Consider the following 19,233-nt stretch of genomic DNA (forward strand, 5'->3'; position numbering starts at 1 on the left):
TGTCCCACTTCTTCACTTTTAACATACCATCATTTATTTGGCCCATATACTCGGCTATCTATCGATTTTGACTCACCGTGGAGGCGTTTGATTAACGTATCTTTCCAGTTTGGCGCAAGGTATTCACAGTTGGCCAACTGCTTGGTTGCCTCCACATCCTCTTTCTTTTCGTGCATGACTTCGTTACAACGGGCAATCGTCCAATCAGGGTATTGGCGTTCTATCAACTTCATCGAATCTTTTTCCATTACAAATCCTTCTTTGATAACACGGAAATACCATCCAGTACGCCCAGTCTTCTGAATCTGTAATGCAAGATCCAGTATTTTATAGCGGCGAGCGGGTTTCCAGCATGGCTGACGAGGTTGTGAAACTTGGATCAAGACCTCACCAACTTCAAAAATATCTCCAATACATACATTGGTTTCATCTAGCCCTTTGATTGAAAAGTTTTCTCCCATAGCTCCAGCCTGAATCTGTACGTTTTCTAATTCACTCGTCCATTCTTTGTAATGAGATGCAGGATAAACGAAGACTGCCTTTTCTGGTCCACCATGATTTTTTAAATCGGCTTGTCCATCTCCTTCTAGGCCAACCTTGCTTATCCGAACTGGTTTATTAACTGGTTCCTTAAAAATACCACTTGTCCATTCCTTATCCATGAGCTTCTTAGCATTAGGGTCACCAACTGTTTTGGGTTTACCGATAAATATTTGATCTATGTAAGGTTGTTTTTCCATCTTTTCCATCCCTCCAGTTTTAGTTTACCACGTTTTTGGGACAAGGAACCTGTCCCTTTGTCCCATCGTCAAATAGCGCCAGAACTCGACATTGCTGGGATTCTTGTCCAACTGGCAAATTCTTTCCTCAGCCACGTTATGAGCGGATAATTAGGGGTTTGATGGAAATAGCTTACTGTGGTAACGCTTACACTCACTAATTGAATCAAATACACCCGACTTTCCGAGAATCCCTTGATAATGAATGTAAAGATGGTACGATAGGGACGTTGTTAAAATTTATGAATGAGTGTTTAAAAAGGAGGTTGAAAAGGACCGAGAAGTTCAAGGCGGCGCAGCTTTGAGTACCAGAGCGTATGTAATTAATACGTGAGGAACGGAGAAGCAAGCCAACGCAGAAATTCGATGTGTCATTTTCACCGGACTTTTTAACTCATCTACAAGGGAGTTATTTGATGCTACATGAAAAAACAATAGCCTTTATAGGGGCGGGTTCCATGGCAGAAGCAATGATTTCAGGTATAGTTGCAGCCGGTAAAGTCCCATCTCAGCAAATTACCGTAACAAACAGAACAAATTCAACTAGACTACAACAGCTCGAAGCAGATTATAAAATAAACGGTTTATCAAGCCAACAGCTGAATTTAAAGAATATCGATATAATTGTCCTCGCAATGAAACCTAAGGATGCAGAAGTTGCATTACTGTCCATCAAAGATTCACTTCTACCAAGCCAACTTGTTTTATCTGTATTAGCAGGTATTTCCACTACTTTTATGGAACAGCATTTACCTGAGGGACAACAGGTGATTCGGGTGATGCCGAATACATCTAGTATGATTGGGGAATCTGCAACGGCGATTTCAGCCGGTTCTTATACCACTACTGATAATATGTCACTAGCAAAAGAGTTACTTGAATCCATTGGAGAAGTCTACGAGATTCCCGAAGAACAAATGGATATTTTTACAGGAGTTGCTGGCAGCGGTCCAGCCTACATTTATTACTTAATGGAGCATATGGAGGCTACCGTTAAAAAGTTTGGTCTGCAGGAAGATATGTCAAGAGACATCATTGCTCAAACAATTGTTGGGGCAGCAAAAATGATTCAACAACAGAACGAAACACCGACCACATTGCGAGAAAATGTGACTTCACCAAACGGAACGACCGCTGCAGGATTAGCTGCACTCGAAAAAAGTGGTGGAGGAAAGGCGATTTCACAAGCCATAAAAAATGCTGCAAAACGTTCACACGAGATCAGCTCACAGCTTGAAGGTGCGTCTAAAGAAAAAGTTCAAGCTGTCTAACATATTCCTTTTACGGGCGATAAGCGCTTGTAAAGGTTGATTATCGTCCGAAAACTACTCAAAAACAATAAAGATAAGGGTTGATCGGATGTCTATAAAAAAGAGAGTTGTTATTAAAATCGGCAGTAGTTCATTAACGAGCCGTCACGGAGAAATTAGTAGAATCAAGTTGGAGAAAATCGCCAATGAGGTTGCGCAGCTTAAGGATGCTGGTCGCGAAGTTGTCCTCGTTTCATCTGGAGCAGTCGCTGCTGGTTATAGAAAGTTAGGTTTTCTTAAACGTCCAGAATCATTGCCTGAAAAACAGGCAGCTGCATCCATTGGTCAAGGGTTATTAATAGAAACCTATTCTCACCTATTCTTATCACACGGCTATGTGGCTTCACAAATCTTAATTTTAAGAAGTGATTTCTTAGATGAGTCACGTTACCAAAACGTCAGAAACACTTTAAATGTCTTGTTAGAACGAGGGATTATCCCCATCGTAAATGAAAATGACACGCTCTCTACTGAGCGATTGAACTTTGGTGATAATGATACATTGGCGGCAAAAGTAGCTGGATTAGTGGATGCCGACCAGTTGGTCATTTTATCTGATATAGATGGCTTGTATGATAAAAATCCAACATCGCATAACGACGCTACCCTTATTGAGCGTGTATCTGAAATAACAGAAGAAATCGAAAGTGCTGCTGGTGGATCTGGAAGTGCGGTTGGAACCGGTGGGATGAAATCAAAAATTGAGGCTGTCAAAATTGCAATGGCATCGGGTATCTCCACCTTTTTGGGGAATGCGAATAAAGAAAATATTATTGTGGATGCAGTGGGGGAGAAGGCAATTGGCACGTATTTTAATTGTAAAGAATCCATGCCAACACTGAATCAGAAGAAACAATGGATTGCCTTTAATTCGGGATCTAAAGGGGAAATTATCATACATCCCGATGCCTCTGAGCGTATGGTTACGAAAAGAAAAGGCCTGCGTCTAAAGGAGATCCTTGAAGTGAATGGTAGATTTGAAAAAGGTGCAGTCGTCAGGGTTATTGATACAGAAGGGGACGAAATAGGTCGTGGTGTTGTAAAAATATCTTCTATAGAAATGGAACGAATGTTACAGGCCCCTACAGATCAGATGAAGGATTCTACTATCATTATGGAGATGGGAGATTTCGTTGGACATAGCGATGCTCCGATAACAATTGGAGTTTAATTATACATTCAAACCAGTGTAAATGAGATTAAAAGGAGGAATTTGGTGACTTTAGTAAAAGATAATGTCGATATTAAAACACAAGCGCAAGAGGCAAAGAAAGCTGCAAAACAATTGGGTATCTTATCAACAGATGATAAAAATAGAGCTTTATATATACTGGCAGAACATTTAGAAGCGGGATATGAATCCATTTTAGAGGCGAATAAGGTCGATTTAGAAAAAGGAAAAGAAGCCGGTTATACACCAGCGTTTATGGATCGATTAACGTTAACGCAGGATCGAATTGTTGACTTTGCAGATGGACTTCGACAGGTGGCTGCTTTAGAGGACCCTACAGATCGAGTTATCTCGGATTGGACATTGGAGAACGGCTTACAAGTGAAAAAAGTAACGGTCCCATTAGGTGTCATCGGGATGATTTATGAAGCGCGCCCAAACGTAACGGTAGATGCAACGGGGCTTGCGTTAAAATCGGGGAATGCGATTATACTTAAAGGTGGCTCATCTGCCATACACACAAATAAGGCTATTGTTGAAGTGATTCAACATGCGCTCGAACATACGAAGATACCGAAGCAGGCTGTTCAATTTATCGCAAGTACGGATAGAGGGGCAACCCAGCAGTTGTTTACGATGAAGGAATATATTGATGTCCTTATTCCACGCGGTGGTGCTTCTTTAATTCAAACGGTTGTTGAACAGGCGACAGTTCCCGTACTCGAAACAGGTGTTGGAAACTGCCATATCTATATTGACGCTGATGCAGATGTTCACAAGGCCTTGCCGATTCTTATAAATGCAAAGACTGACCGTCCAGCCGTTTGTAATGCTGCAGAAACAGTCCTTGTTCATAAGGAATGGTTACAAAATCACAAGGACGTACTTGTGAAAGCTCTACAAGAACACTCAATTACCGTTCATGGAGATGAAGCGGCGCTCTCAGTAATCCCAAATGCAATTCCAGCTGGTGAAGAGGATTGGGCAAATGAATATTTAAGCCTACACATTGCGATGAAAACTGTTCATGATGTTCACGAAGCAATTGACCACATTGAAACGTATGGGACGAAGCATTCGGAAGCGATTATTACAGAAAACAATGAAACAGCAAATGTATTTATGAAGCTTGTCGATGCATCAGCCCTTTATCATAATGCCTCAACAAGATTTACAGATGGCGGTGCGCTCGGTTTTGGTGCCGAGATTGGGATATCAACCCAAAAACTACATGCACGTGGACCGATGGGCCTACCTGCATTAACAACAGTCAAATTCTTAATGTCCGGAAATGGTCAAATTAGATAATTATAATTAACCCGGTAGAGTGCTGAGCATTCTGCCGGGTTTTTGCGTTCGGGAAATGACAGTGTTTGTTATTATACATTCTCCTGTACATGTCTTAAAAATGTCGATTTAGTAAATAAGCAATCCATTTGCAGTCCGGTTGACTTCGAATATTTTCTATAAGGCCTTTAATAATGGCTGGACTATACGTTTGATTGTCTATCTGAGTCAGAAGGAGTTGTAGTGACTCTTTTTCAATGGAATCATCCATTTCTTTTACCTTCTCTTCAATCAGCGAAATCAACTGATCATTAGGTACGCTACTTTCTGATTGATAAACAGGTATGTCTATATGCTCCTTTTTTAGAAATGGAATGGTCATACCTTTAGCTAGTAGATCGGTTTTTTCCACAAGAGATTGACATAGTTCATCCATTTCCAATGGTACTACTTGAAACAAAAAGAGCTCAGAGTACATTCTCATAAAACCTTTAATACAATAGAGTAAATCATATCTTGTCTGTTTGATACTCTCACCATAGATACGGTCAATCATAGTAAGGATGGTTGTATTCACAAGTTTGTCATAATAATGTATTTTATGAATTAATTTTTCGTTAAGAGACTGAGTGTACTCCTTCATTAGGATATTCGCAAATTCAGTATGTTGCTTAAATGATTGAAAGCTTACATAATAATAATCAAATAAAAGAGTAGCTGAATCCTTTTTGTTTCTGACTAAATGGTCAATGTCAGCGAAAATTTGCTCCATAAACTGGTCTACAAGGGCGATAATGAGCTCATCCTTCGACTTAAAGGAAAGATAAAAGGCCCCCTTTGATATCCCACACTTATCGGTTATTTGTTGAACGGAAGTTGCCTCGAAACCTTGCTTCGCAAAAAGCTCTAAAGCACTTTCCATAATCAATTGCTTTTTTACCATTCTTCATTTCTCTCCCATAGCTTTTTCATTGACAAATGACTAGATGGTCATTATTATAAGTAAATGAGATTAATAAGTCAATCAGGGTAGGTGTAAGTGTGAGAGGTATAGCCAATTTTGTACTAAAGAACAAGTTAGCAGTCTGGTTACTAACGATTATTGTGACAGTGTCAGGGATTTATTCAGGTACACAGATGAAGACAGAAACAATACCTGATATATCAATTCCTTTCCTTATGGTGATGGATGTATATCCAGGAGCAACTCCTGAACAGGTCATGGAAGATGTCTCGATGCCAATTGAACGAGCAGTTGAGGGTCTTGAAGGGGTTAAGTCAGTTTATTCGAATTCATATTCTAATATGGCGAATATTCAAGTCGAATATGAATACGGCGAGGATATGGATGAGGCGAAACGTGCCCTACAATCTGCGTTAGATGCAGTGACCTTACCAGAGGGAGCACAAGAGCCAATTATTACTGCAATTAGCATGAATATGATGCCAGTTGTGGCATTAAGTGTGAGTAGCTCAACGGAAGATATCGTTGATTTAACTTCAACAGTCGAAGAAATTTTACTTCCAAAGATTGAAAAGCTGGATGGTGTTGCTTCAGCATCGATTACAGGTCAGCATATCGAGGAAGTACAGTTAACATATAACACAGAAAAGATGGAAGCACTAGATTTAACAGAAGATACTGTTAAACAAATGATTCAAGCAAGTGATATGGCTGTATCGTTAGGTCTTTTTGAATTTGAAGAAGGTGAACAAGCTGTTTCGGTTGATGGAAAGTTTATGACAGCTACTGAATTAAAGGAAATGTTAATTCCTGTTACACCAACTGAAAACAATCCAGTACCATTCGTAAAACTTGGTGATATTGCAACAATTGAGGAAGTAGGACGCGTTCAATCTGTGTCCCGTACGAATGGAAAGGATGCAATTGCGGTTCAAATTTTAAAAGGACAACAAGATAATACAGTTGATGTTGTTAACGAAGTAAAAGATTTAATTGAAGAGGAACAAAAGAACATTGACGGGCTAATTATTGATGTATCGTTGGATCAAGGTGAACCAATTGAAAAGTCCGTAGCTACAATGGTGGAGAAGGCGCTCATCGGTGGTTTGATTGCGGTCCTTATCATTTTACTTTTCCTACGCAATTTCAAATCAACCGTTATCTCAATCATATCTATACCAGTATCCATTTTTATGGCGCTGTTATTATTACACTGGTTGGATATTACATTGAACCTAATGACACTTGGAGCGGTTACAGTTGCAATCGGGCGTGTAATTGATGACTCCATTGTAGTCGTGGAAAACATATATAGGCGACTTCATTTGAAAGAAGAAAAACTAAATGGTCGTGCATTAATACGAGAAGCAACACTAGAAATGTTCAAACCAATTCTTTCATCTACATTAGTAACGGTTGCAGTATTTGCACCGCTTATCTTTGTAGGAGGAATGGTTGGTGAATTGTTCATTCCATTCGCACTGACAATGACTTTTGCGTTGGGAGCATCTTTGCTAGTTGCGATTACAATTGTTCCTGCACTATCTCATACTCTGTTTAAAAAACAGCTGTATGCTGAAAAAACAGAAGCAAAGCATGAGGAAGCAGGTAAACTTGCAAACTGGTATAAAGGTATCCTAAATTGGACACTCAACCATAAAATCATTGTATCAGCTATTTCTATCTTACTATTAGTAGGTAGTTTAATGTTGACACCACTCATTGGTTTCAGCTTTTTAGGCAGTGAAGAAGAAAAGGTTATGTATTTGACGTATACACCAGCTACTGGTGAGTTAATGGATGAAACGCTTGAAAATGTGGCAGCAGTTGAAGATGAATTGCTAAAACGCAAAGATATTGATATTGTTCAAGTTTCGGTAACGGAAAGTGGAGATCCAATGGCTGCAATGATGGGCGGCGGCGGTGACGGTGCGCTCATGTACCTCATTTTTGATCCGGAAATGGATGACTTCCCAGAAGTCCGTGAAGATATAGAAGAATATGTATTCAACATTGGCCAATCAGGTGAGTGGAAGAGTCAAAACTTCTCGGCTATGTCTATGAGTACAAATGAAGTAAGCTATACGCTTTACAGTGAAGATTTAAATAAACTTTATGATGCTGTAGATCAAGTAGAAGCTGTTATGAAGGATGTAGACGGTTTGGAGGATGTTTCTTCAAGTACAGAGGATGCGTATGTTGAATACAGCTTCAAAGTTGAACAGGATGAACTATTACAATATGGATTAACAACAGGTCAAATTGTGATGATGCTGAATCCTAATCGTTCAGAAGAGGTTTTAACAACAGTTGAAAAAGATGGAAATACGTTAGAAGTAATTGTTAAGCAGGAAGAAGTAGCTGCACCTAAATCAATTGATGATCTTCTTGCGACACAAGTTCCGACAGCGATGGGTACCGAAATGCCACTTTCTGAGCTAGTTACGGTTGAGAAAGGCACAACCTTAAATGCACTTGCTCGTAGTAAGGGTGAGTATTATGCTTCCGTGACAGGAACAATTAGTGAAGATGATATTTCTAAGGTGACAGCTAAGGTCAGCGAAGAAGTTGATGAACTTGACCTTCCGAAGGGTGTATCACTAGGGGTTGCTGGAGTTCAGGCTGACATGAATGAAACATTTACGCAGTTAGGTCTTGCAATGCTTGCGGCAATTGCGATTGTATATTTCATCCTAGTTGTAACATTTGGAGAAGGAGTTGCGCCATTTGCGATTTTATTCTCACTTCCGTTTACAATAATCGGTTCATTTGTCGGGCTGCTTATTGCAGGTGAAACCATCTCTGTGCCTGTTATGATGGGTATGTTGATGTTAATAGGTATTGTAGTAACCAACGCGATAGTATTAGTAGACCGAATTATTCATATGGAACGTGATGGAATGACGATGCGTGAAGCTGTTCTTGAAGCTGGTTCAACACGTCTACGTCCAATTCTAATGACGGCAATTGCGACAATCGGTGCATTAATTCCGTTGTTATTTGGTGAAGGCGGCGGTGGCTTAATTTCTAAAGGACTTGGTATTACCGTTATCGGTGGTCTTGCAAGTTCAACACTATTGACGCTACTAGTTGTTCCAATCGTCTATGAAGTGTTATCAAAAATGTTTAAAAAGGATCGTAAAAATATCCAGGAAAATTAATCAATTAAGCCCTACAAGGTAATACATATCTTGTAGGGCTTTTTTTATTAAATTTTTTCGTTAGATGTGTTGACCTTGACGTTGCGTAAAGGTGTAAAGTGAAGTTATCAGGGGGTGATGAGTTGGAATACACGGTCCAAAAACTAGCAAAATTAGCGGGAGTTAGCACAAGAACATTACGATACTACGATGAAATTGGGATTCTTAAGCCGGCAAGAATCAGTTCATCGGGATATCGTATCTATGGCCAAGATGAAATTAATCTTCTCCAGCAAATCCTTTTCTACCGTGAACTCGGTGTCAATCTAACTGATATAAAACAAATCATGACAGACCCTGCATTTGACGGATCCAGGGCTTTAAAGGAACACCGAAAGCAGCTCCTTGATAAACGAAACCAAATTGATCAATTGATTGCCAATGTAGAAAAAACCATTGCGCAAAAGGAGGGGAGAATAACTATGTCTGATCAGGAAAAATTCGAAGGCTTTAAAAAGAAAGCGATAGAAGAAAATGAGAAAAAGTACGGAAATGAAATCCGTGAGAAATATGGTGAAGACACCGTTCGGAAATCCAATGAAAAATTTATGAATATGTCAAAAGAGGATCATGATGCTGCGACACTTCTTTCTGAAGAACTAATGGAGACATTACGTGAAGCAATGCAGACTGGAGACGCAAAGGGAGAACTGGCGCAAAAGGCAGCCGAATTGCACAAACAGTGGCTTATGTTTTACTGGCCAAGTTATTCAAAAGAAGCGCACGCAGGTTTGGCACAAATGTATGTAGATGATGAGAGGTTCACAGCATATTACGATAAAGAACAGCCGGGGACGGCAAAATTTTTACGCGACGCAATCATCGAATTCACAGGACAAAAGAGTGAATAAATATTTTAGAGGTACGGGTACGCTCGTATCTCTTTTTGGTTCAAGATGCCAGTGATAGGAATACTTCACCCTTATGCATCATAAGGTGTACTAAATGTCCAAGATTTTAAGAGTATCTTCAAAAAAGGGGGAATTTAGTTGGCATATGTAATTACGTCTCCTTGTGGAGCGGAGAAAGCGGCTGAATGTGTAGAGGTATGTCCGGTTGATTGTATTGAACCAGGTGATGACCAGTTTTATATCAATCCCGACATTTGTATTGATTGTGGGGCTTGTGTGTCCGTTTGCCCGGTTGACGCCATTTTTCATGAGGATGAAGTCCCTGACGATGAAGTTGGATTTATAGACTTGGCACGAGAGTTTTTCGACGTCTAAAACGAACCTACATATATAAGTTAGTAACCTATTAAGTAACTACAAACAAAATGTGGTTACTTTTATTTTGGTTTAGGAAATTATAAAATCAAACGATGTGGATAACTTGTACATGGTTTTCTACATCCAGCTCCAGCGCCTAGCCCCTCTCTGGTCTAGCCAATCAGTCAAGAAGGTTAAAGAACAACCTTCTCGCCGTCTCGACTTATGCCTGTCAAGGCTGATTAAGGCGCTCGCGCATTTATTTTATCTATCATGTGTAAACCCTAGATTAAAGGATTTGTTACCACATTTTAACTTTTATATATTAAAATAGATTGTAAGGGGTTTCTTGGGCGCGGGTTCACTTCCACGTCGCAGGAACGATTAGGAGTTAAAGGAGAGGAAGAAATGGAGAAAGTGAATCAAATTCCAGGTGCACTCATGGATTGGATTGTTAAAACCTTAAACAGTGGCGTAAACCCAGAAGCGATTGTAGATGCAATGATTCGAAAAGGCTATGACCCAAGACTCTCTTACACAACTCTGTTTCGAATTGTAGGAAATAAATCGACGCATACAGCAGGTGTACAAGCTCCATATGAATATGAACAGCCCGAGATTGCAAAAAAGGGAAGCACAATACAAGCAAGCGACCGTGAAATTAAGGTATTATCCATAGTCGAAAAACCGTTTATAATGCATGTAGGCAATTTTATGAGCTTTGAGGAATGTGATCAGCTGATTGAACTATCTAGAGAGCGTCTAAAGCCTTCAACCGTTATTGACCCTAAGACAGGGGAAGAAAAGGCTGCTACCGGTCGAACAAGTAAAGGGATGTCTTTTTATTTACGAGAAAATGAGTTTATAAAAAAAATAGAAAATAGAATAATGGAATTAACCGAGTTTCCAATTGAAAATGGGGAAGGCCTTCAGGTACTAAATTATGGAGTCGGTGAGGAATATAAAAGTCATTTTGATTATTTTCCGCCGAGTAAAATTGATCCTGAAAAAGGGGGACAGCGGGTGGCTACGCTTCTAATCTATTTGAATAATGTACCCGCAGGAGGACAGACTGTTTTTCCAAAAGCAGGAGTATCAATTGTTCCAACGAAAGGTTCTGCCGTATATTTTCATTATGGGAACAGCAAGGGTGAGGTAGACCGCTTGTCCCTACACTCCAGTATTCCTGTTTCTGAAGGTGAAAAATGGGTCGCAACGAAATGGATTCGCCAGGATAATATATATAGAAGTCAAATATAAGGCTTTCGATTAGAATTGTCACGGCAATCATGATATAGTTAAGACAATTGGTTGAACTGAAAATGAATTTTTTCAAAAGTCAAATAAATGCATTTCATCGTAGAGAAAGGGGTTCGAACATTGGATAATCAGACAAAAGTGCAGACTTTTAAAGACGTAATGGGTAATTATCCAACTGGCGTAACGGTTGTTACAACGACTGATGAAAATGGGGTGCCGCTTGGGCTTACAGTAAACTCATTTGCCTCTGTTTCATTAGATCCATTATTGATTTTATGGTCGATTGATAAGAGAGTTTCTACTTATGATATCTTTACTAAAACTGATAAATTTGCAGTGCATGTATTGGCTGGTGACCAAGCAGATATATGTGCTCTCTTTGCAAGTAAAGGTACTGATCGTTTTGGTAACTGTGAATGGGAGATGTCTGATAATAATCTTCCAATTCTTAAGGGCGCTGCGGGTGTGTTACACTGTAAAACAATTAAAACGGTCGAAGCTGGTGACCATATGATTCTAATTGGTGAAGTAGTCAAGGTTGAAAACGACAGTAAACCACCGTTACTTTACCATAACCGCAAGTTTGATAGAATACCTGACGAATTTTACAAATAATGTTTAGATACCTTTCCTTCACTAACGCCAAAGGTATATTTATGAAGAAGCGAGTGGCTATATGTGAAACTCATGTCGACATTTATAGATAGTTTGCGATTGCCGAACAAGGCAGCGATGAAGCGGCTGAATAAGCTGGAAATGAGACATACGATTCTTTTTCTACTATCATTGCTGTTGGTTATCGCATTACCAATTGAAATTAATTTACTTTTGGATGACTCTTATAAGGAAAGTGAGATTCCTCAGAATATCTATATCATCCAAATCCTTCTTTTTTACCCGTTTCTGATGCTATTTTTAGGGATCGCGGGGATTTCCGTATTAGCAGGTATAGGCGTAGGTGTAAGTAAACTCGTACACCGCCATTTGAAATTTCAATTTCTATGGAAAATGTGCGCGTTTGCCTTAACAAAACCGATTATCATTTTTTCGGTCGCCAATGTACTGATTGGAACCCATTGGATTGTAAATACAGTTATATATGTATTGTTGTTTTACACAATCTTACGAATGATTTTTCATTATCCGAGAAGAGTAAAAACACGTTAGAGAGGACCGGTATCCCGGTTCTTTTTTATTGGGAAAAAACTTGAAACTTTTTGCAGGAATAACCGTACATACCTAATGTAACGAAAAAGCTAGATTATTAAGGCAATAGTCTCCTAGGCTAGTCTATAAAGGAGGAACACGAATGGAAGCTTTTCTGAAAGTAGTGGGTATGAGAAAGTCCTTCAAAAATGTAGAGGTATTAAAAGATATATCCTTCGAAGTGTTTAAAGGGGAAATTATGGCGATTCTCGGCCCGAATGGGGCGGGGAAGTCAACAACAATCCGTAATATTATGGGGATTATGTATCCAGACGAAGGTTCGGTCACCTTCCAGGGGCATAAGGAAATACCTCGAAATACGATTGGGTATTTACCTGAGGAACGTGGGCTCTATAAAAATGTCAAGGTTATGGATATCCTCCTGTACTTTGCGGAGCTAAAGGACTATCCTTTGAAAAAGGCCAAAGAACGTGCTCTTGCTTATTTAAAAAAGTTTGGGTTAGAAGGTAAGGAAAATTCGTCGGTTGAAGAATTATCTAAAGGTATGGGGCAGAAGGTGCAATTTATCGCTTCAATCTTACATGAACCAGAGTTCCTTATCTTAGACGAACCTTTTTCAGGGCTTGATCCTGTAAGTCAGGAATTATTTAAGGAAGAGATACGGAGCCTTGCTAAAAATGGCACTGCTATTTTATTATCGTCCCATCAGATGAACTTAGTAGAGGAAATGTGTGATCGCTTATTTCTTATCCATCGGGGACAAAAGGTCATTTATGGTTCGATGGATAATGTGAAAAAGGAGTATGCCAACTTCAAATGTACGATCCGTGGTAAGAATGATTTGGAAATACTTCAAGACCTTCCAGAAGTACAACGAGTTGAGCAGCAAGATGAACTTTCAATTTTGTACCTGTCAAAGGATGTTCAGGTAGCGAGTTGGTTAAAGCATTTACCAGACCAACTTGAAATTAATGAGTTATCGATCGATCGTATCTCTTTGCATGAGATATTCATCGATATTGCAACTGACAAGAATTTGTTGCGAGAGGAGGCTACTCTACATGCGTAATGCCTTAAAAGTCGCAAAATGGGAAATAAAAAGGAATATGAAGAATAAGTCCTTTTTAATTGGTTTGTTTTTAACGCCTGCTTTATTCTTAGCGTTTATGTTCATTGGAAGTTTATTTGGCGATTCAGAAGGTGATGAAGAACCAGCAACCACTGTACTCATTCATGATGAGATAGGTGTTTTTGGCATTGTTGAGGAAACAGTTGCTATACAAGAGCTTAATTGGGAACTTGAGACCACAGACAAGAGTAAAGAAGACATAACCGCAGAATTGAAGGAGACCGATAATACTGCATTTATCTCCTTTGAGCAAGAGTCTTTTGATGATGGTGTGATTCCGGTTCAAACGAGTGATGAGATAAGTCCATTTTTCATGAATCAGGTTCGTGTTTTAGAAGTTCCGTTAAAGACTTTACAAATGGAAAAGCTAGGGCTTTCAAATGAACAACTAGCAGCAGTCTCCAAACAACTAACCTTTGAGGAAACCTCAATTGAGGAAACAGAGACTACTGTTGAAGAAGAGTCTAATACAGTAGGTGAAGACCCATTAGAACGCGTAATTCCGGGAGCTTTTGCAGGGATTATTCTGTTATCCATTATATTTTCTGGGATGTATATTTTTCAAAGTGCATCACAGGAAAAGAAGGATAAGGTTGCGGAAATTGTGTTATCGTCTCTCACTCCTGGTGAATTAATGCAAGGGAAAATAATTGGCTATTTTATTCTAGGTATGATTCAAGCAGTTGTGTTTCTTGGGTTCGGAATACCGATAGCGATTTGGAAACTAGATATTCCAATTTTAGAATATTTAATGGGTCCAGAGCTTCTGCTGTTTGTATTGATTGCGATTATGGGGTATCTCTTGTTTGCTGCGATGTTTGTCGGGGTTGGTGCAACGATGGCAGATATGTCGTCAGCAGGTAATTTTCAAGGGATGGTCATGATGTTGCCATTTCTACCGTTTGTATTTATTGGACCGGTTATTGGAGATCCAAGTGGCCTTATTGCTCAAATCGGCTCTTATATTCCGTTTACATCACCAGGTATTTTATTATTACGTCTCACCTTCCTAGAAGAGTGGCCGTGGATTGAGATTATGATATCGTTGGTGATATTAGCTATTAGCATTTGGTTATGTATGAAGCTAGCAGGGAAGATATTTAAAACAGGTATCCTTATGTATGGTAAGAATGCCACACCTAAGGAAATTTGGAAGTGGATACGTTCATAAGGTAATTTATCAATTTGTAAACTTGGATAAGTGTCCTTCTTCACTTTTTTTAAATAAATAAAAAAATGGTCCTGTGAGACACTAACACTATGTGAAATGTTTAGGAGGATTTATATGGAGAAGGACATGCAATACGGAAGTGATTATAAATTTATCCCGGCAACATCCATTGGGAGTGGGGTCGGGATTCAGGTATTACCGGATATCTATACATATACCATCCAAATCGTAAACTTTATAGCAATTGGTGAGCCTAATTCATCCGATTACGTAATTGTTGATGCGGGAATGCCAGGTTCCGCTGAGGAAATAATTGAGGTGTGTAGCGATCGTTTCGGAAAAGATAGTCGCCCGAAAGCAATCCTGTTAACTCACGGCCATTTTGATCATGTGGGTGCCATTATCGAACTAATAGAGCATTGGAATGTGCCTGTATATGCGCATGAGCTAGAAATACCGTTTTTAACTGGCCAAAAAAGCTATCCAGAACCAGACCCTACTGTTGAGGGTGGAATGGTCGCGAAAATGTCACCGCTCTTTCCAAATGAGCCAATTCAGTTAGGGAGTCATGTAGAAAAATTACCAGCTGATGGAACAGTACCACATCTACCGGATTTTCGTTGGATCCATACCCCGGGTCATGCACCGGGACATGTTTCCTTTTTCCGTGAAAAGGATCGTGCCTTAATTGTTGGGGATGCCTTTGTGACAGTGAAACAAGAATCGCTGTATAAAGTTATGACACAGGAGCAGGAGATCAGTGGACCACCACGATATTTAACAACGGATTGGCAAGCATCGAAAAAGTCCGTAGAAACACTAGCGGAACTAAAGCCGGTTGTCGCAATTACGGGACACGGTCTACCAATGACAGGTCAATACTTGGAAGAATCTTTATCGAGACTAGTTAGAGATTTTGACAACATTGCGGTTCCAGACTATGGACGCTATATAGACAAAAATATCCATTAGAAAGGAAACCTGGCTATCAAAAAGAGCCAGGTTTCTTCTACTTAAGCTTATCCACATAAAATAGATAGAACGACAATAAAACGTAAATTAGCATATCTAACGTTCTGAGTATTGCAAAAATATTTCATAAACAGTCTCTTATATAGTATATTGAATAGTAGAATGAATCGGTGAGAGAGGGAAAAATGTGAATATCTCTTCGTTATTATTAGGGTTAGTTATGGTATTAAACATTGTTTTTGCCGTAGTTGTCATTTTTCGTGAAAGAAGAGATGCGAGTTCGACTTGGGCTTGGTTATTAGTATTATTCTTTATACCAGTAGCCGGTTTTATGTTGTATTTATTATTAGGCCGAAATTTAACACGCGATCATCTTTTTCAATGGGATGACTTAAAAAAGAGTGGAATTGAAGAAGTTTTAGAGAAACAAAAGGAACTGTTACGGACACGGAAATTTCAATTTAGTGATCGAGTAACAGAAGATAACCAAGATCTTATATATATGAATCTTGTAAATGACCAAGCGTTGTTTACAAAAAATAATGCGGTTGAGGTTTTTACAGACGGACAGGAAAAATTCAGACGTTTATTTCAAGATATCGAGGACGCAAAGGAATCCATTCATTTGCAATATTATATTATTAAAAATGATAATCTTGGTCGTAAATTAATGGCACACTTAACAAAGAAGGCAAAAGAGGGTGTTATGGTCAGGGTGCTCTATGATGAATTAGGTTCAAGAGCATTGACAAAACGATTTTTTAAAGAGTTCCGTGAAGCGGGCGGTATAGTCGAGGTCTTCTTTCCGTCAAAACTTAGATTTATTAACTTACGGATGAACTTCCGAAACCACCGTAAGCTAGTGATTATTGATGGTAAGGTTGGGTATGTTGGTGGATTTAATGTAGGTGATGAGTACTTAGGGTTGAATTCTAGATTTGGTTATTGGCGTGATACACATTTGAGAATCAGAGGAAATGCAGTTGATACTATGCAGGCCCGCTTTATTTTAGATTGGAACCAGGCCTCTCGTGACTTTGATATTATGTATGATCCGGAATTATTTCCGATCGAGAATGTCAGACTGGGTAACGTCGGGATTCAGATTGTAACAAGTGGTCCTGATTCAGAGTTTGAACAGATTAAGAATGCCTATATTAAAATGATTTACTCGGCGAAAAAATCAATCTATATGCAAACACCTTATTTTATTCCGGATAAGAGTTTGCTTGATGCTCTTCGAGTGGCATGTCTTTCAGGCGTAAAAGTAAATATTATGATTCCTGATAAACCTGACCACCCTTTCGTTTATTGGGCAACCCTTTCCCATATTGGAGAATTACTCCCTGTTGGGGCGAATGTGTACATATATAGCAATGGCTTTATCCATTCAAAAACGCTCATTGTTGATGAGGAGATTTCTTCAGTGGGTACTGCTAATATCGACGTGAGAAGCTTCCGATTAAACTTTGAAGTAAACGCATTTTTATATGATGAACATATATCAAAAGAGCTTACAGAAATTTTTAGACAAGATATTAAACAATCGAAACTCTTGACGTACGAAGAATATGGAAAAAGAGGCGCTAATATAAAATTCAAAGAATCCATCTCAAGACTACTATCACCAATCCTGTAGTAAATCATTTTTTCGATGGGCGTACATCACTGTATGGGCTCCATCGATTTTTTTATTCAACATTCACTACATATAGGTAGGTTTAAAGGGGGAATATATTTGAATCTAATGAAGATTAATACAGAAGTATTTTACAGTATTAATGGGTTAAGTGAGGATCTATCGTTTTTGAATCAACCGATGATTTTAATTGCAAATTATACGTTGTATTTCCTTATTCTCGCTATAATTATCTTTTTAATAATGGGTAAAAAAAATCGCATGATGGTCGTTAGTGCCTTGCTTTCAGTTGGAATAGCAGTACTACTTGGAAGAGTGGCGGGGCTGTTTCATACCAATAAACAGCCATTTGCTGAATTGCCTAATGTCAATCAATTAATTGAGAAGGCAGTGGATAATTCATTTCCAAGTGACCATACGATGATATTCTTTGCCGTTTGTTTCACTATTTTCTTATTTAAGAAACCAGGTAGATATCTTTGGATGACACTTGCATGTTTGGTAGGATTTGCGCGGATATGGGTGGGAGTCCATTATCCTGGCGATATCGTAGTAGCTGCATTGCTTGCCATGCTGTCAGCTTTTCTTTTACATGTTACGTTGTCAAAAAGCAGGTTCAGGTTATTAATACGAAAAAAAGAGATCGAAATGCCTACAACAAAAGAGAAAAACGTATGATTCGTATTTTTAGGACGTGATTTCTGACTTTCAGATCATAAATGAAGGGCAGTATAAGGGAGGAATAGTTGATGAATAATCATTTAGTATTGCAGACTGACTTTGGAATTGGAGACGGAGCCGTAAGTGCAATGTATGGTGTTGCCTTATCGGTGAACCCAACTCTCCCTATATTTGACCTTACTCATGATATCACGCCTTTTAACATCTGGGATGGTTCTTATCGTCTTTTCCAGACTATTAAGTATTGGCCAGAGGGTACTGTCTTTGTTTCAGTGGTTGATCCTGGTGTTGGTTCCGATCGTTTAAGCATAGTGGTGAAGACGGAAACCAATCACTATATAGTGACACCTGATAATGGAACAATCACCCATGTAAAACATACATTTGGGATCAAAGAGGCAAGGATTATTGATGAAGACAAGAACCGTTTGCCTCATTCTGGAGAATCATACACCTTTCATGGTAGGGATGTATATGCATACACTGGAGCAAGGCTTGCTTCTCATGTTATTACGTATGAGGAGGTTGGCCCCACTGTTCAGGTTGAGTCTTTAGTGGAATTGTCTATGTTTGAGGTAAGTGTTGATAATGATTCAGTCATCGGAAATATTGATATTCTAGATGTTCGTTTCGGAAATCTGTGGACCAATATTAATAGGGACCATTTTCTTCAACTAGAATATAAGTATGGCGATCTGTTCGATGTTCTTATTAATCATGATGGAAGGAATGTCTATAAAAGCACAATGAAATATGGACGTTCCTTCGCTGATAGTGAGCTTGGCGAACCATTAATCTACGTAAACTCATTAGATAAAATGGCGGTTGCCCTTAATCAAGAGTCCTTTGCAGAAAAGTACCAAATTGGAACGGGTGCAGACTGGACGATTACAATAAGGAAAAAGCAATAATACATAAAAAAACACCGTTCACATTTTAAACGGTGTTTTGTCGGTTTAAGTTAGTGGCTTATTTTGCTTTAAAAGATTTGAAGCAGGGAGTGTAATAATTTTTCCTCCGATTTGCACGTGGATGGAATCGTTAAAAATGGCTTTTACTATCCCTTTTAGTTGGACAGTTGAATTAACCGCGATCTCTTTTTTGGTATCGTTATTGGTGGTCATGGCAATTCTCCTCTCAGGGTTCTTCTTATTTATTTAGAGGCTAAAAAAACAAACATAATCAGTATGAGTTTATTTTCAACTGATTAAAGTTATATCCTATAATTATGAAGATTATACTCTTAAATATATCATTATATTATTATTTTACATTGAATATTTTGTCTTGTGCAA

General features: G+C 38.9%; 18 protein-coding genes. 15 read left to right on the forward strand and 3 right to left on the reverse strand.

From position 1 onward, the window contains the following. Positions 1–29 precede the first annotated feature (29 nt). Positions 30–740, reverse strand: a complete 711-nt coding sequence (locus CZ490_RS18825) for an MOSC domain-containing protein (protein WP_077620302.1) — start codon at positions 738–740, stop codon at positions 30–32. Between the two features lie 455 nt (positions 741–1,195). Here CZ490_RS18825 and proC point away from each other — a divergent pair, with 455 nt between their 5' ends. The 3 genes from proC (at position 1,196) to CZ490_RS18840 (ending at position 4,568) form a co-directional block, all read left to right on the forward strand. Then, a complete protein-coding gene (proC, locus tag CZ490_RS18830) occupies positions 1,196–2,050 on the forward strand; it encodes a pyrroline-5-carboxylate reductase (RefSeq protein ID WP_077620303.1) in 855 nt (284 codons plus the stop codon). Between the two features lie 88 nt (positions 2,051–2,138). Further along, the gene (proB, locus tag CZ490_RS18835) at positions 2,139–3,260 is read left to right on the forward strand and encodes a glutamate 5-kinase (RefSeq protein WP_077620304.1); all 1,122 of its coding nucleotides are present in this window, start codon (positions 2,139–2,141) and stop codon (positions 3,258–3,260) included. A gap of 45 nt (positions 3,261–3,305) precedes the next feature. After that, positions 3,306–4,568 carry a glutamate-5-semialdehyde dehydrogenase gene (locus tag CZ490_RS18840; RefSeq protein WP_077620305.1) on the forward strand — a complete coding sequence of 421 codons (1,263 nt, stop codon included), beginning with the start codon at positions 3,306–3,308 and terminating at the stop codon, positions 4,566–4,568. Positions 4,569–4,662: 94 nt separating this feature from the next. Here CZ490_RS18840 and CZ490_RS18845 read toward each other — a convergent pair whose 3' ends face one another. Further along, the gene (locus tag CZ490_RS18845) at positions 4,663–5,490 is read right to left on the reverse strand and encodes a TetR/AcrR family transcriptional regulator (RefSeq protein ID WP_077620306.1); all 828 of its coding nucleotides are present in this window, start codon (positions 5,488–5,490) and stop codon (positions 4,663–4,665) included. Between the two features lie 98 nt (positions 5,491–5,588). On the opposite strand from CZ490_RS18845, the gene CZ490_RS18850 reads away from it, so the two are divergent. The 12 genes from CZ490_RS18850 to CZ490_RS18905 all read left to right on the forward strand — a co-directional run bounded on the left by CZ490_RS18850 (position 5,589) and on the right by CZ490_RS18905 (position 18,849). After that, positions 5,589–8,672, forward strand: a complete 3,084-nt coding sequence (locus tag CZ490_RS18850; protein WP_077620307.1) for an efflux RND transporter permease subunit — start codon at positions 5,589–5,591, stop codon at positions 8,670–8,672. Between the two features lie 122 nt (positions 8,673–8,794). After that, positions 8,795–9,562 carry a MerR family transcriptional regulator gene (locus tag CZ490_RS18855; protein WP_077620308.1) on the forward strand — a complete coding sequence of 256 codons (768 nt, stop codon included), beginning with the start codon at positions 8,795–8,797 and terminating at the stop codon, positions 9,560–9,562. Between the two features lie 138 nt (positions 9,563–9,700). Further along, complete coding sequence (locus CZ490_RS18860; protein ID WP_077620309.1) at positions 9,701–9,937, forward strand: indolepyruvate ferredoxin oxidoreductase subunit alpha; 237 nt, start codon at positions 9,701–9,703, stop codon at positions 9,935–9,937. Positions 9,938–10,327: 390 nt separating this feature from the next. Next, positions 10,328–11,179 (forward strand): 2OG-Fe(II) oxygenase, encoded by an 852-nt coding sequence (locus CZ490_RS18865; RefSeq protein WP_077620310.1) that lies wholly within the window; start codon positions 10,328–10,330, stop codon positions 11,177–11,179. A 159-nt stretch (positions 11,180–11,338) separates the two neighbouring features. After that, the gene (locus CZ490_RS18870; RefSeq protein ID WP_200801648.1) at positions 11,339–11,794 is read left to right on the forward strand and encodes a flavin reductase family protein; all 456 of its coding nucleotides are present in this window, start codon (positions 11,339–11,341) and stop codon (positions 11,792–11,794) included. Positions 11,795–11,866: 72 nt separating this feature from the next. Beyond that, positions 11,867–12,346 (forward strand): DUF1189 family protein, encoded by a 480-nt coding sequence (locus CZ490_RS18875; RefSeq protein ID WP_142255402.1) that lies wholly within the window; start codon positions 11,867–11,869, stop codon positions 12,344–12,346. A 142-nt stretch (positions 12,347–12,488) separates the two neighbouring features. After that, positions 12,489–13,415: an ABC transporter ATP-binding protein gene (locus CZ490_RS18880; protein WP_077620313.1), complete on the forward strand. Its 927-nt coding sequence runs from the start codon at positions 12,489–12,491 to the stop codon at positions 13,413–13,415. Beyond that, positions 13,408–14,646 (forward strand): ABC transporter permease, encoded by a 1,239-nt coding sequence (locus CZ490_RS18885; protein ID WP_077620314.1) that lies wholly within the window; start codon positions 13,408–13,410, stop codon positions 14,644–14,646. Before CZ490_RS18880 ends, CZ490_RS18885 begins: the two co-directional genes overlap by 8 nt. Positions 14,647–14,760: 114 nt before the next feature. After that, positions 14,761–15,618: an MBL fold metallo-hydrolase gene (locus CZ490_RS18890; protein ID WP_077620315.1), complete on the forward strand. Its 858-nt coding sequence runs from the start codon at positions 14,761–14,763 to the stop codon at positions 15,616–15,618. A 187-nt stretch (positions 15,619–15,805) separates the two neighbouring features. Then, positions 15,806–17,257 carry a cardiolipin synthase gene (gene cls, locus CZ490_RS18895; RefSeq protein WP_077620316.1) on the forward strand — a complete coding sequence of 484 codons (1,452 nt, stop codon included), beginning with the start codon at positions 15,806–15,808 and terminating at the stop codon, positions 17,255–17,257. Between the two features lie 108 nt (positions 17,258–17,365). Further along, positions 17,366–17,935 (forward strand): undecaprenyl-diphosphatase, encoded by a 570-nt coding sequence (locus tag CZ490_RS18900; RefSeq protein WP_234987319.1) that lies wholly within the window; start codon positions 17,366–17,368, stop codon positions 17,933–17,935. 71 nt (positions 17,936–18,006) lie between these two features. Then, a complete protein-coding gene (locus CZ490_RS18905; protein WP_077620318.1) occupies positions 18,007–18,849 on the forward strand; it encodes an SAM hydrolase/SAM-dependent halogenase family protein in 843 nt (280 codons plus the stop codon). Positions 18,850–18,894: 45 nt separating this feature from the next. On the opposite strand, the gene CZ490_RS22570 is transcribed toward CZ490_RS18905, so the two are convergent. Continuing rightward, positions 18,895–19,062: a hypothetical protein gene (locus tag CZ490_RS22570; protein ID WP_200801606.1), complete on the reverse strand. Its 168-nt coding sequence runs from the start codon at positions 19,060–19,062 to the stop codon at positions 18,895–18,897. Positions 19,063–19,233 lie beyond the last annotated feature (171 nt).

Source organism: Litchfieldia sinesaloumensis, assembly GCF_900156865.1.
Classification (GTDB): domain Bacteria; phylum Bacillota; class Bacilli; order Bacillales; family Bacillaceae_L; genus Ferdinandcohnia; species Ferdinandcohnia sinesaloumensis.

Coding starts and splice junctions, on each gene's coding strand:
- CZ490_RS18870 (WP_200801648.1), top strand. CDS start 11,339: ATGGGTAATTATCCAACTGGCGTAACGGTTGTTACAACGACTGATGAA.
- CZ490_RS18900 (WP_234987319.1), top strand. CDS start 17,366: ATGAAGATTAATACAGAAGTATTTTACAGTATTAATGGGTTAAGTGAG.
- CZ490_RS18825 (WP_077620302.1), bottom strand. CDS start 740: ATGGAAAAACAACCTTACATAGATCAAATATTTATCGGTAAACCCAAA.
- CZ490_RS18865 (WP_077620310.1), top strand. CDS start 10,328: ATGGAGAAAGTGAATCAAATTCCAGGTGCACTCATGGATTGGATTGTT.
- proC (WP_077620303.1), top strand. CDS start 1,196: ATGCTACATGAAAAAACAATAGCCTTTATAGGGGCGGGTTCCATGGCA.
- CZ490_RS18890 (WP_077620315.1), top strand. CDS start 14,761: ATGGAGAAGGACATGCAATACGGAAGTGATTATAAATTTATCCCGGCA.
- CZ490_RS18845 (WP_077620306.1), bottom strand. CDS start 5,490: ATGGTAAAAAAGCAATTGATTATGGAAAGTGCTTTAGAGCTTTTTGCG.
- CZ490_RS18885 (WP_077620314.1), top strand. CDS start 13,408: ATGCGTAATGCCTTAAAAGTCGCAAAATGGGAAATAAAAAGGAATATG.
- CZ490_RS22570 (WP_200801606.1), bottom strand. CDS start 19,062: ATGACCACCAATAACGATACCAAAAAAGAGATCGCGGTTAATTCAACT.
- CZ490_RS18905 (WP_077620318.1), top strand. CDS start 18,007: ATGAATAATCATTTAGTATTGCAGACTGACTTTGGAATTGGAGACGGA.
- CZ490_RS18875 (WP_142255402.1), top strand. CDS start 11,867: ATGTCGACATTTATAGATAGTTTGCGATTGCCGAACAAGGCAGCGATG.
- CZ490_RS18880 (WP_077620313.1), top strand. CDS start 12,489: ATGGAAGCTTTTCTGAAAGTAGTGGGTATGAGAAAGTCCTTCAAAAAT.
- proB (WP_077620304.1), top strand. CDS start 2,139: ATGTCTATAAAAAAGAGAGTTGTTATTAAAATCGGCAGTAGTTCATTA.